Origin of the sequence: Mycetohabitans rhizoxinica HKI 454, from assembly GCF_000198775.1 — a bacterium.
Lineage (GTDB): Bacteria > Pseudomonadota > Gammaproteobacteria > Burkholderiales > Burkholderiaceae > Mycetohabitans > Mycetohabitans rhizoxinica.
Map to the genome: position 1 here is coordinate 972,159 of NC_014722.1, position 12,200 is coordinate 984,358.

The following is a 12,200-nucleotide window of genomic DNA, read 5'->3' on the forward strand; positions in this document are numbered from 1 at the left end:
CTTATCGGTGTAACGAGCCGAGGGTATTGAAAAGGAAAACCTATGCAAACCAGTTTGTTGAAGCCCAAGATCATCGCAGTGGATTCGCTTGGCGACAACCACGCGAAAGTGGTCATGGAGCCGTTTGAACGCGGTTATGGTCACACCTTGGGCAATGCGCTCCGGCGTGTTTTGCTATCGTCGATGATCGGCTATGCGCCGACCGAAGTGACGATCGCCGGCGTCGTGCACGAGTATTCGACGCTCGACGGTGTGCAAGAGGACGTGGTCAACCTGCTGTTGAACCTCAAGGGCGTGGTGTTCAAGCTGCACAACCGCGATGAAGTGACCGTCACGCTGCGCAAGGAAGGCGAGGGTGTGGTGATCGCCGGTGACATCGAAGTGCCGCACGATTGCGAGGTCATCAATCCAGAGCACGTTATCGCCCATCTCTCCAAAGGCGGCAAGCTCGACGTGCAGATCAAGGTCGAGAAGGGTCGTGGCTATGTGCCGGGCAACGTGCGCCGCTATGGCGACGAAAGCGCAAAGGTCATCGGCCGCATTGTGCTCGACGCGTCGTTCTCGCCGGTTCGCCGAGTCAGCTACGCGGTTGAGAGTGCACGGGTTGAGCAGCGTACCGACCTGGACAAGCTTGTAATGAACATCGAGACCAATGGTGTGATTTCGCCGGAGGAAGCGATTCGTCAATCGGCTCGTATCCTGGTCGACCAGTTGTCCGTGTTCGCGGCACTGGAAGGCACCGAAACGACGGCTGAAGCGCCGTCGCGTGCACCGCAGATCGATCCGATCCTGCTGCGTCCGGTCGACGATCTCGAGCTGACGGTGCGCTCCGCGAACTGTCTGAAGGCCGAGAACATCTACTATATCGGTGACCTGATCCAGCGTACCGAGAACGAGTTGTTGAAGACGCCGAACCTGGGCCGCAAGTCGTTGAACGAGATCAAGGAAGTGCTCGCTTCGCGTGGCTTGACGCTCGGCATGAAGCTGGAAAATTGGCCGCCGGCTGGCCTCGACAAGTAACCGGCGGGCGTTGCTGCCCGTTGTAATGAACTGGCAATGGCGCGGATATTCTTTTAAAATCCGCGTCTTGTCATATCCCGTACCGGCCCGTGCACGTTCCTCGTATCTCGTATCGAGTCGCGCAATAGAAGAGCTGGATCAAAACTCTGAATCAAGGAAACTGAAATGCGTCACCGTCACGGTTTGCGGAAACTGAACCGCACGAGCAGCCACCGCTTGGCGATGCTCCGTAATATGTCGAACTCGTTGATCGAGCATGAAGTCATCAAGACGACGTTGCCTAAAGCAAAAGAGCTTCGCAAGGTTGTCGAGCCGTTGATCACGCTGGGCAAGAAGCCGTCCGTCGCGAACCGCCGTCTTGCCTTCGCACGGTTGCGTGACGACAAGTCGGTATCGAAGTTGTTCGAAGTGCTCGGTCCGCGCTACGCAACGCGCCCGGGTGGCTATCTGCGGATCCTGAAGTTCGGCTTCCGCGTTGGCGATAACGCACCGATGGCGCTGGTTGAGTTGGTTGACCGTCCGGTCGTCGACGAAGCAGCGGAAGTGGCAGAAGGCGAATAAGCGCTGCGTCAGCAAATCAAAGGCCAAGCTCAGCTTGGCCTTTTTCTTTATGTGGCGCACCCCGGAGGCTGGTTTGGCGCACAAACACGATCGCGCACGAGTGTTACGATATCGCAGTAGAGGCGGCGTGCCCGGTAGGCTGTCGCCCATCGTTTAATGATGCCGGAGGAACGTGTGTCATCGACCATCATTCTGATGCTCACGACATTGCCCGATGCCCAGGCTGCGGCGACGCTTGCTCGCGCCGTACTGGACGCGCGGTTAGCGGCCTGTGTGACGCAGCTTGCGCCGTCGCACTCGGTCTATCATTGGCAAGGTGGGCTCGAACACGCGGACGAGGTGCCGCTGTTGTTCAAGACGGCGGTGGCGCGTGCGCTCGATTTAGAAAAGTTTATTGCCGCAAACCATCCGTATCAGACGCCGGAGATTCTGTCCTGGTCCGCTGCGTCGTCGCCTGCCTACGCGTTGTGGGTCGACACGGAGACATCACGTCCGATACATGTTTAGTTCGTCTTTCAAACGTTCGGCTGCTGCGTCATGGTTGACCTGGATCGCGCTGATTATCGCGGTGCTGTGGATAGCACTGGCGTTTCGCGCCGCGTGGGCGAGCGACGCGTTTCTCGATCCACAAGACGCGTTTCAGTTTAGCTCGGTCGAAAAGCCGGGGACGGTCGAGTTGCATTTCAGCATTGCCGACGGCTACTACCTGTACCGTGAACGCTTTGCGTTTGCCGTCAAGTCGGGCGATGCTACGCTGGGGGCGCCACAGCTGCCGCCTGGCAAGATCAAGTTCGACCCAACCTTCAATCAGGACGTCGAGACGTACCGCGGCAAGCTTGTCGTCACGGTGCCCATTAGCCGCGCGGGTGGCGCATTCGATCTTGTTGTGACGTCGCAGGGCTGCGCGGACCAGGGGATCTGTTACCCGCCGGCCGAGCACGTCGTGCATCTGAGCGGCCCGGCAGTAAAGGCTGGCGTGGCAGGTGCGACGGCGACCGGTGACGGCAGCGCACGAGCGGGTCCGTTAATCGAGCGCTTCTTCAGCGCCGACGATGCGCAGGCAGTGTTGCAACAGGACGGATTATTTGCCGTGCTGGCGTTCTTCTTTGCCGGTGGCATCGTGTTGAGCTTGTTTCCCTGCTCGCTGCCGATGATTCCGATTCTGTCATCGATCATTGTTGGCCAAGGGGCGCACGTGACGCGCGCGCGCGGCTTCACGCTGTCCGTGACCTATGTGCTTGGTATGGCGCTGGTGTACGCGTTGCTCGGCGTAGCGGCTGCGGCGATCGGCCAAAGTCTCGGGGCGTGGTTGCAGAACCGGTGGGTGCTCGGTGTCTTTGCGATACTGATCGCGGGGATGGGGTGCCTGTTGTTGGCGGGTCGGGATATTCAGTTGCCACAGGGGCTGCAGGACCGCGCCAATGCGCTGTCGCAGCGCCAGGCGGGGGGGCGGTTTGCAGCCGTCTTTATCATGGGGGCGTTGTCAGCTGTCGTCGTCGGCGCATGTATGACCGCGCCGCTGGCTGCAATCTTGCTATTCATCGCGCATACCGGCAACGTCGGCGTAGGGGCCGCATCGCTGTTCGCGATGGGCCTCGGCAATGGCGTGCCGCTACTGGTCGTTGGGATCGGGGCCGGCACGCTGCTACCGCGCGCGGGTCGCTGGATGGACGCCGTCAAGCGTATTTTCGGCATGATGCTGCTGGCCGTCGCGCTGTGGCTCGTGACACCGGTGTTGCCCGGCACGATCTCGATGTCGCTGGCGGCGCTGTGGTTGATGTTCACGGCAGCGCTACTGCGGCTTTTTGATCGCTCGACCGGCACGGTATCGATTGGGGCGCGATTGGGCAAGGGCCTGGCCGCGGCGCTTGTCGTGTGGGCTGTCGCGCTGTTGGTTGGGGTGGCCGCTGGTTCGTCGGATCCGCTCAGACCGCTCGCTGTCTTTGCCGGCGCGCGAACCGGGTCCGGGACGGCAGCAACGATCGCCGTCACTCTACCTACCTTTACCCCGGTCACGTCGACGGCACAGTTGGATCAGGCACTGGGCGCGGCGCGGCGGCCGGCGATGTTGGATTTCTACGCGAACTGGTGCACCAGTTGCAAGGAAATGGAGCAGTTCACGTTCAGTGACGAGCGTGTGCGGACGAAATTGGCGTCGATGCGCCTGCTGCGTGCCGATGTGACGGCGAACAGCGCCGACGACCAGGCGTTGCTGCGGCGTTTTCGGTTGTTTGGGCCGCCCGGAATCATTTTCTTCGACGCCCAAGGCCGAGAACTGGCTCGAGTCGTTGGCTATCAGTCGCCGGAGCTTTTCCTGAAAAGCCTAGATCGCCTGATCGGTGCCCCGTCCCCTATCGCCGGCTAAGAGACTTGGAGCGGGCGCTGCTGGCGACGTGATGCTGGAGCATGCCATAGGCGGGACCCGCTGCTAGATCACCGGCGCTGGACTGCCTACCGTGAATAGGCCCCGCCGGATCGTCCCCACCCAATTGCGCCCCCGGATCACCGTTGCGGGAGCGACTCCTCTGGATAGGGCTCCGTCTGGTCGCGCCCGCTGGATCGCGCCTGCTGGATTGCTCAGGTTGGATGGGTTGGATCGCGCCCATGCGAGGCGGGGCGACATCAGCAACGCTGTTCCCGCAGGATACGGGCCGCATCCAGTGCAAAATAGGTCAGCACACCATCCGCGCCAGCCCGCTTGAATGCCAGCAACGACTCCATAACGACCTTGTCGTGATCCAGCCAGCCGTTTTGTGCGGCGGCCTTCAGCATCGCGTACTCGCCGCTGACCTGATACGCATAGGTTGGAAAGTGAAAGGCCTCTTTCACCCGATATACGATGTCCAGGTACGGCATGCCAGGCTTGACCATGACCATGTCCGCGCCTTCCTCGATGTCCAACTGGACCTCGCGCAGTGCTTCGTCGCCATTGGCCGGGTCCATTTGGTACGTCATCTTGTTACCCTTGCCTAGATTGGCCGCCGAGCCGACCGCGTCACGGAAAGGACCGTAAAATGCTGACGCATACTTGGCCGCATAAGCCATGATCCGGGTATGGATATGGCCTTCGTTCTCGAGCATTGCGCGGATCGAGCCGATCCGGCCGTCCATCATGTCCGATGGCGCCACGATATCGACGCCGGCCTGTGCTTGCGTGCGTGCCTGCTCGACAAGCAGTGCTGACGTCACGTCGTTGATCACGTAGCCATGCTCATCCAGCACGCCGTCTTGTCCGTGGCTCGTGTACGGATCCAGCGCGACGTCGGTCAGCACGCCAAGCTCGGGAAAGCGGCGCTTAAGCTCGCGTACCGCTCGCGGGATCAGCCCGTCGGGATTGCTCGCCTCCCGTCCGTCTGGCGTCTTCAGCGAGGGTTCGATCGCCGGAAACAACGACAGCACCGCAATGCCGGCCTTGACACATTGTTCAGCCACACCCATTAACAGATCGATTGACGTACGTTCGACGCCCGGCAATGAGGCCACTGGTTGGCGAACCTGCGTGCCTTCGACGACGAATACTGGGTAGATCAGATCATCCGTCGTCAGGTGGTTCTCACGCATTAGGCGGCGCGAGAAATCATCGCGACGCATGCGACGTGGACGGTATTGGGGAAAGAAGCTCATAGGGATGCGTATTCGAGTCGGTTATCGGACAGATGGCAATGCCCAAAACTTTTCAGGCCATTGGTATATCATACCGAGCGAGTGCCGCACGATGTGCGGAACTCCCCGCTTCTCCTCCCTGGGCGGGTGCCTGTCGTTCTACGATTAGGCTGTTGACCCGCCGCATGACGGCGGGTTTTTTTATCGGCGCCTCATTGACCGGTGCCTTATGCCTATTCGCCCGCATTGGGGTCGGACTGCGCATCCGCTTGTGAGGCGGCGTCAGGTGCCAACCAGTGCTCCAGCTGTGTGTGAGCCTGGTCTAGGCCGATGCGCTTGAGAGCCGAGAACAGCTGTATCGTGATCTCGCTGCGCAGACCGGCAGCCTGGTAAGCGGTGGCGGCTTTTTGCGCGGCACGCAGGGCATTCGTGCTTTCCTGGCGCGTCAATTTGTCGCATTTGGTCAGCAGCACGTGGATCGGCCGCGCGGTCGCGCCGAACCACTCGACCATGCGTCGGTCCAGTTCCGTGAATGGCCGCCGTGAATCCATCATGAGGATCAGGCCGCGGATCTGCGGCCGCGTCGTCAGGTAGGTGCTCAGTAACGCCTCCCAATGCGCCTTCGCGGCGCCAGGCACTTCGGCGTATCCGTACCCGGGCAGATCTACCAGATGCGCAACGGGCGCATCCGCCGGCCCGATTGCAAAGTAATTGATATGCTGGGTGCGCCCGGGCGTCTTGCTCGCGAACGCAAGCCGCTTTTGGTTGCACAACACATTGATCGCCGTGGACTTGCCGGCGTTGGAGCGGCCGGCGAATGCCACTTCCGGCTGTATCGTCGCGGGCAGGTCGCGCAGATGGTTGACGGTTGTAAAAAAACGGGACTGATGTAACAAGGGCATGGGATCACCAACAGGGCGGCGCAATGCAAGGGCAGTGGCCGGGCAACCCCGGGCTGGCATCAACGCGAATAGCGCGTTATTGTACAATGCGACGGTTCACTGACGATCCAATGCGTGCCCGCCGGGTCGCCGGAGGCTGCCTACCGTCGTTTGTTGCAGAACCTCAGTTCTCTTTCCTACAAGACGAAACAAGGTGTGCGAATGAACCGATTGAGCAAGTCTGTGGTCGTGCTTCAAATGTTGGCAGGAATCGGTGCGGTGTCGGGATGGACGGGGTTGGCAGGCGCGGCGGATGCGCCGGCAAAGCCGGACCTCAATCGGGGACAAGCCATTGCCGCCCAGGTGTGTGCGACGTGTCATGGCACGGACGGCAACAGCGTGGGTGGGGCATTCCCGAAGCTTGCCGGACAGCACGCGGACTACACCGTTAAGCAATTGATCAATTTTAAGACGCAGCCGGGGGCGAAGCAACCGGAGCGCCAGAACGACGTGATGGCCCCTTTTGCCGCTGCGCTGTCGGACCAGGACACAGCGAACGTGGCGGCCTATTTCGCGTCGCAGCAGCAAACGCTCGGTTTCGCGCGCGACAACGCGCTGGTGGCGGTGGGCCAGCGAATCTGGCGCGGCGGCATCCCAGAAAAGGGCGTGCCGGCGTGTGCGGGTTGTCATGGACCCGCCGGCGCCGGGATCCCGGCGCAGTATCCGCGCCTGGCCGGGCAGTGGAGCGACTACACGATCGCGCAATTGAGGGCGTTCGCGCAAGGCACGCGCAACAACAACGTGCCGATGAGCCAGATCGCGGCGCGGCTCAGCGATCATGAGATCAAGGCGGTGGCCGACTACATCAGCGGCTTGCGGTAATGCGGCGCTGGCGGGCAGCGTCCCAATGGAGTGTGAATTGAGTGTTTCAACGTCGGGCGTGCAGATTCGTACCGGACATCGAATCGTGCGCGACGCGATCGAGCTACTCAGCTCGATGCGCTTTGCGATCAGCCTGCTGGTCATTCTTGCGATCGCGAGCGTCATCGGCACGGTACTGACGCAGGAAGACCCCTACCCGAACTACGTTAACCAGTTCGGTCCGTTCTGGGCCGACATCTTCCGCGCGCTCAGGTTGTACACGATGTACAGCGCGTGGTGGTTCCTGCTAATTCTTGCGTTTCTGATCGTGTCGATCTCGCTGTGCGTGATCCGCAATGCGCCGAAGATGATCGCCGACATGAAAAGCTGGAAGGAGCGCGTGCGCGAGGGCAGCTTGCGCGCATTCCACCACAACGCGGAGTATGTGGCAACGATGGACCGGGAGCAGGCGGCGCAGACGCTCGGCGCGCTCGTGCGCCGGCTCGGCTATCAGATGCGGACCGTGCCGTGCGACGAACCAGACGGGGTGGCGACGCTGATCACCGCCAAGCGTGGCGCATTCAATAAGCTCGGCTATATCTTTGCCCATCTGGCGATCGTCGTGATTTGCCTCGGCGGGCTGCTTGACAGCAACCTACCGATCAAGCTGCAAATGTGGCTATTCAACAAGACCCCTGTGCAGTCCAACCAGGTGATCAGCCAGATTGGCGCGGAGCACCGGTTGTCGGCGTCCAATCCAACCTTTCGGGGCTATGCCTGGGTGCCGGAAGGCCAGCATGTGTCCACGGCAATACTGAACCAGCAGAATGGTTCCCTGATTCAGGATTTGCCATTCTCGATCGAGTTGAATAAGTTTATCGTCGATTATTACTCGACCGGCATGCCCAAGTTGTTCGCCAGCGACATCGTCGTGGTCGACCATGACAGCGGCAAGCGCATCCCGGCGCGTGTCGAAGTCAACAAGCCGTTCGTCTACAACGGCGTGGCTATCTACCAATCCAGTTTTCAGGATGGGGGCTCGACGATGCGCATGATCGCTTACCCGATGACCGGCACTGGCAGCCAGCCCGTGCCGCTTGACGGTACGATCGGCGAATCGATGCCGCTGGGATCGCTCGGGCAGGACGACACCGTCGAGTTCACGGATTTTCGTGCCATCAATGTCGAGAATGTTTCGAACGGCGCCGGGCAGAAGGATGCGCGCGGCGTATCGCATCAATCGCTCAAACAGGCGTTTGACGAACGGTTGGGATCGGGCGCGAAGACCTCGAAACCGGTCGAGCTGCGCAATGTCGGTCCGTCCGTGCAGTTCAAGATTCGCGACAAGAACGGGCAGGCGCATGAATATAATAATTACATGCTGCCGGTGCTGATCGATGGCCAGCGCTTGTTTCTGGCAGGCATGCGCAGTCGTCCCGATGATCCGTTTCGCTACTTGCGCATTCCGGCGGACAACGCCGGCTCCGTCAATGAGTGGATGCGGCTGCGCGCAGCGCTGGCGGATCCCATCGTGCGCGACGAGGCGGCGCGCCGATTCGCCGTACGGTCGATGCCGTCGGCCGGCAGTAGCGAATTGCAGAGCCATTTGTGCGACAGCGCCGCGCGCGTGCTGAACCTGTTCGCCGGCGGCGCACGCACCGATGGCATGCCCGCCGGCACGTCCCAGAGCGGCGGATTCCAGGCCGTGGCCGAGTTCATTGACCATTCGGTGCCGAGCGCGGAGCAGCAAAAAGCAGCCGAGTTGCTGTTGCGGATGCTCGAAGGAGCGATCTGGGAAGTGTGGCAGATCGCACGGGAGCGCGCCGGGGAGCCGCCCGCGCCGCCCGACGCCGATAACATGCGCTTCATGCAAAGCGCCATGAATGCGTTGTCGGACAGTTTTTTCTACGGTGCGCCCGTGTACCTGCAACTTGACTCCTTCGAGCAGGTGCAGGCGTCGGTGTTTCAGCTGACCCGCGCGCCCGGCAAGTCTCTCGTGTATCTTGGCAGCATCCTGCTCGTGCTGGGCATCTTTGCGATGTTCTACGTGCGCGAACGCCGCCTGTGGATCTGGCTCAAGCCCGAGGGACCGCACGGCGGCACCCGCGTCCTGATGGCCATGTCCACGGCCCGCAGAACGCTCGATTTTGCTAGCGAATACGCGCGCGTGCGCGACGCACTGGGCGCGGCGCTGGGTGTACGGCCGCTCGATGCCGGCCCGTCGCATGTTGCCACGTCCCATGCCGATACGCATTCGTTTGATGCCGGCGACGACGCACCGTCGTCGCAAACGGGTGACACGTCGGCACCAACCTTGCGATCCCCGCAAAAGTGAAGATCATGGATTTGACTCATTCGTCTTCCCGGCCCGCCCGGGCCTCAGCGTTGGATACGGCGTCATGCCCGCCGTGCGCCGCCCAAGCCACTGCGTCGGTTGAGGGGCCGCGGGCCGGGCGACCAGACTTCGATACCCGTGCGCTGCTGCGCCGCCTGACGCTGCTTGACGGGTTGTTCGCGTTGCTGGTGATCGTGGGCGCGGGCTTTGCGCTGTCGCACTATCACGCATACATGAACGGGTATGACGTCGGCGTGTTGTGCGGGACCGTGCCGGCGTTGATTGTGCTGGGCTGGCGCTGGAAACCGGTTCGATGGCTGGCGCTGGGCATCGCGGTGCTGGCACTGTCCGGCGTGGTGCTGTATCGCGGCGACCTGGCACGGTCCGAGTCGACGTTTTTCCTGAAGTACCTGCTGTCGAGCCAGTCGGCGATCCTATGGATGAGCGCGCTGTTTGTCATCGCGACCGTGTTCTACTGGATCGGCACGCTGACGCGCTCGGCCTCGGGCGGCGCGATCGGCTCGAAGCTGACGTGGGCGGCGGTATTGATGGGATTCGTGGGGATGATGGTGCGCTGGTACGAGTCGTACTTAATCAGCCCGGATGTCGGCCACATTCCGATTTCGAACCTGTATGAAGTGTTCGTGCTGTTCTGCCTGATCACTGCGCTGTTTTATCTTTATTACGAATCGCATTACCGTACGCGGGCGTTGGGTGCATTCGTGCTGCTAGTGATCAGCGCGGCCGTCGGATTTCTAATGTGGTACTCAATATCACGCGACGCGCAACACATTCAGCCGCTCGTGCCAGCGTTGCAGAGTTGGTGGATGAAGATCCATGTGCCGGCCAATTTCATCGGCTATGGCAGCTTCGCGTTGTCGGCAATGGTATCGGTGGCTTATCTGCTCAAGCAGCGCGGCATGCTGGACGATCGACTGCCTTCGCTCGCATTGCTGGACGACATGATGTATAAGTCGATCGCGGTCGGCTTCGCTTTCTTCACGATCGCGACCATCCTTGGTGCGTTGTGGGCTGCCGAGGCTTGGGGGGGCTATTGGAGTTGGGATCCGAAGGAAACTTGGGCGTTGATCGTCTGGTTAAATTACGCGGCCTGGCTGCACATGCGGCTGATGAAAGGGTTGCGTGGCGCGCCAGCAGCATGGTGGGCGTTGACCGGTTTGCTCGTGACGACTTTTGCGTTCCTCGGCGTCAATCTGTTTCTGTCCGGCTTGCACAGCTACGGCCAACTCTAGGCGGCGCTGTACGGTGATGACCCGCATTGCGACCGCCGCACACCGGCGGTTTTTTCGGCCGCATTGCATAAAAATAGGAATCGGTCAGTCGGGTAGCACCGATTCGCCGTCCATCAACTGCGCGAGCGTTTCGCGTCGGCGGGCCACGTGCACCTGCTCGCCGTCCACAAGCAACTCGGCGGCCCGGGGACGGGTGTTGTAGTTCGAGCTCATCACGAATCCGTACGCACCAGTTGACCGTATCGCAAGCAGGTCGCCGGGCTCCAGCGCGAGTGACCGATCGCGAGCCAACCAGTCGCCACTCTCGCATACCGGGCCGACGATGTCGTAGGTCACCGGCGGCCGGCCATCGCGCGGCGCGACCGCATCGATCGCGTGATACGCGTCGTACATGGCGGGGCGGGCGAGGTCGTTCATCGCCGCATCGACGATCGCGAAATGCTTGACCGCTCCCGGCTTTAAGTATTCGACGCGGGTCAACAAGATTCCCGCATTGCCGACTAGCGAACGGCCAGGCTCGAACCAGATTTCACGATGGCCATGTCCACGCCGATCGAAGTGGTCCAGTATTGTTTTCACGAATGTGCCGATGTTCGGTGGCGTTTCGTCATCGTAGCGAATGCCCAGGCCGCCGCCGACGTCGATATGGTCGATTGGCGCGCCGTCTGCTTCGACTTGCGCGACTAACTCGAGTACCTTGTCGATGGCATCAAGGTAGGGGGAAATCTCGGTGATTTGCGAGCCGATATGGCAGTCGATGCCCGCAATGCGCACATGCTTCATGCCCAGCGCCGTGCGATACGCCGCACGCGCATCGTCGAAGGCGACGCCGAACTTGTTCGCCTTCAGACCCGTCGAAATATACGGATGAGTCTTCGCATCGACATCGGGGTTCACACGCAGCGAAATCGGTGCGATTCGGCCTGATTCCCCGGCGATCTGGTTCAGCCGCGCCAATTCGGCCAGCGACTCGACGTTGAAGCACCGCACGCCCGCCTCCAACGCCATGCGCATGTCGGCTGCATTCTTGCCGACGCCGGAAAACACCACGTCGTGCGGCTTGCCGCCAGCGGCGAGCACCCGCGCGAGTTCGCCGCCGGAGACGATATCGAATCCGGCGCCCAGGCGGGCGAACACATTCAGCACGGCAAGGTTGCTGTTGGCCTTGACCGCGTAATGGACCTTGGCGCGGCGGCCGGTGCACGCACCCGCATAGGCCTGGTAGGCGTCGGTCAGCGCAGCACGCGAATAGACGTAGAGCGGCGTGCCGTATTGTTCGGCGAGCTGGCCGGCGGGTACGCGTTCAACGTGCAGTTGAGCATCGACGTAGGCGAAGGCATTGACCATGAATCAGCGGGCAGGTTGGGCCGTACCGGAGGCAGAGCGCGGAACGGACAGGTTTGGCGCGATCCGAAGGCCGCGCTGCGATGGGTCGTCGAGGGATGGCGTCGCGGATGTGCCCATGGCGCTGCTGGCCGACGATGCAGCGGTGGTGGACGCCGGTTGTGCGATGAAGGCCGGCCGTTCAGGCAGCGGCGGCACACTGGGTAAGTACAACGGGCCACGCTGTCCACAGCCCGCGAGCACGGCGATTCCCCAGGCCACGATACCATACGACACCGCGCCGGCACGTGCGCGCGGACCCGCTACAATGCCCGACAACCCTGAAACGACACGCATGACAAA

At 61.5% G+C, this 12,200-nt stretch carries 11 protein-coding genes; 7 read left to right on the plus strand and 4 right to left on the minus strand.

The annotated features are described in order from the left end of the window. Positions 1-42: 42 nt before the first annotated feature. The 4 genes from RBRH_RS04525 (at position 43) to dsbD (ending at position 3,946) form a co-directional block, all read left to right on the plus strand. On the plus strand, positions 43-1,020 hold the full coding sequence (locus RBRH_RS04525) for a DNA-directed RNA polymerase subunit alpha (protein WP_013434811.1): 978 nt from the start codon (positions 43-45) through the stop codon (positions 1,018-1,020). 165 nt (positions 1,021-1,185) lie between these two features. After that, positions 1,186-1,581, plus strand: coding sequence for a 50S ribosomal protein L17 (rplQ, locus tag RBRH_RS04530; protein ID WP_013434812.1), 396 nt, complete (start codon positions 1,186-1,188; stop codon positions 1,579-1,581). A 156-nt stretch (positions 1,582-1,737) separates the two neighbouring features. Further along, complete coding sequence (gene cutA / locus RBRH_RS04535; protein WP_013434813.1) at positions 1,738-2,088, plus strand: divalent-cation tolerance protein CutA; 351 nt, start codon at positions 1,738-1,740, stop codon at positions 2,086-2,088. After that, the gene (dsbD, locus tag RBRH_RS04540; protein ID WP_013434814.1) at positions 2,081-3,946 is read left to right on the plus strand and encodes a protein-disulfide reductase DsbD; all 1,866 of its coding nucleotides are present in this window, start codon (positions 2,081-2,083) and stop codon (positions 3,944-3,946) included. Before cutA ends, dsbD begins: the two co-directional genes overlap by 8 nt. Positions 3,947-4,203: 257 nt before the next feature. Here the strand turns inward: dsbD and hemB are convergent, their stop codons facing one another. Both hemB and yihA read right to left on the minus strand, forming a co-directional pair. After that, positions 4,204-5,205 carry a porphobilinogen synthase gene (gene hemB, locus RBRH_RS04545; protein ID WP_013434816.1) on the minus strand — a complete coding sequence of 334 codons (1,002 nt, stop codon included), beginning with the start codon at positions 5,203-5,205 and terminating at the stop codon, positions 4,204-4,206. Between the two features lie 212 nt (positions 5,206-5,417). After that, positions 5,418-6,086, minus strand: a complete 669-nt coding sequence (gene yihA / locus RBRH_RS04550) for a ribosome biogenesis GTP-binding protein YihA/YsxC (protein ID WP_041753267.1) — start codon at positions 6,084-6,086, stop codon at positions 5,418-5,420. 201 nt (positions 6,087-6,287) lie between these two features. Here yihA and RBRH_RS04555 point away from each other — a divergent pair, with 201 nt between their 5' ends. From RBRH_RS04555 to ccsB, 3 genes are read left to right on the plus strand one after another with little or no spacing between them, the layout of a single operon-like run. Next, positions 6,288-6,947, plus strand: coding sequence for a c-type cytochrome (locus RBRH_RS04555; RefSeq protein ID WP_041753269.1), 660 nt, complete (start codon positions 6,288-6,290; stop codon positions 6,945-6,947). A 37-nt stretch (positions 6,948-6,984) separates the two neighbouring features. Further along, positions 6,985-9,261 (plus strand): cytochrome c biogenesis protein ResB, encoded by a 2,277-nt coding sequence (locus RBRH_RS04560; protein WP_041754152.1) that lies wholly within the window; start codon positions 6,985-6,987, stop codon positions 9,259-9,261. Positions 9,262-9,266: 5 nt separating this feature from the next. Continuing rightward, positions 9,267-10,514 carry a c-type cytochrome biogenesis protein CcsB gene (ccsB, locus tag RBRH_RS04565; protein ID WP_083813497.1) on the plus strand — a complete coding sequence of 416 codons (1,248 nt, stop codon included), beginning with the start codon at positions 9,267-9,269 and terminating at the stop codon, positions 10,512-10,514. A gap of 84 nt (positions 10,515-10,598) precedes the next feature. On the opposite strand, the gene lysA is transcribed toward ccsB, so the two are convergent. Further along, positions 10,599-11,861, minus strand: coding sequence for a diaminopimelate decarboxylase (gene lysA / locus RBRH_RS04570; protein WP_013434821.1), 1,263 nt, complete (start codon positions 11,859-11,861; stop codon positions 10,599-10,601). 3 nt (positions 11,862-11,864) lie between these two features. Next, on the minus strand, positions 11,865-12,194 hold the full coding sequence (gene lptM, locus RBRH_RS17050; RefSeq protein WP_083813431.1) for an LPS translocon maturation chaperone LptM: 330 nt from the start codon (positions 12,192-12,194) through the stop codon (positions 11,865-11,867). Positions 12,195-12,200 lie beyond the last annotated feature (6 nt).

Coding starts and splice junctions, on each gene's coding strand:
- RBRH_RS04525 (WP_013434811.1), top strand. CDS start 43: ATGCAAACCAGTTTGTTGAAGCCCAAGATCATCGCAGTGGATTCGCTT.
- rplQ (WP_013434812.1), top strand. CDS start 1,186: ATGCGTCACCGTCACGGTTTGCGGAAACTGAACCGCACGAGCAGCCAC.
- cutA (WP_013434813.1), top strand. CDS start 1,738: ATGATGCCGGAGGAACGTGTGTCATCGACCATCATTCTGATGCTCACG.
- dsbD (WP_013434814.1), top strand. CDS start 2,081: ATGTTTAGTTCGTCTTTCAAACGTTCGGCTGCTGCGTCATGGTTGACC.
- hemB (WP_013434816.1), bottom strand. CDS start 5,205: ATGAGCTTCTTTCCCCAATACCGTCCACGTCGCATGCGTCGCGATGAT.
- yihA (WP_041753267.1), bottom strand. CDS start 6,086: ATGCCCTTGTTACATCAGTCCCGTTTTTTTACAACCGTCAACCATCTG.
- RBRH_RS04555 (WP_041753269.1), top strand. CDS start 6,288: ATGAACCGATTGAGCAAGTCTGTGGTCGTGCTTCAAATGTTGGCAGGA.
- ccsB (WP_083813497.1), top strand. CDS start 9,267: ATGGATTTGACTCATTCGTCTTCCCGGCCCGCCCGGGCCTCAGCGTTG.
- lysA (WP_013434821.1), bottom strand. CDS start 11,861: ATGGTCAATGCCTTCGCCTACGTCGATGCTCAACTGCACGTTGAACGC.
- lptM (WP_083813431.1), bottom strand. CDS start 12,194: ATGCGTGTCGTTTCAGGGTTGTCGGGCATTGTAGCGGGTCCGCGCGCA.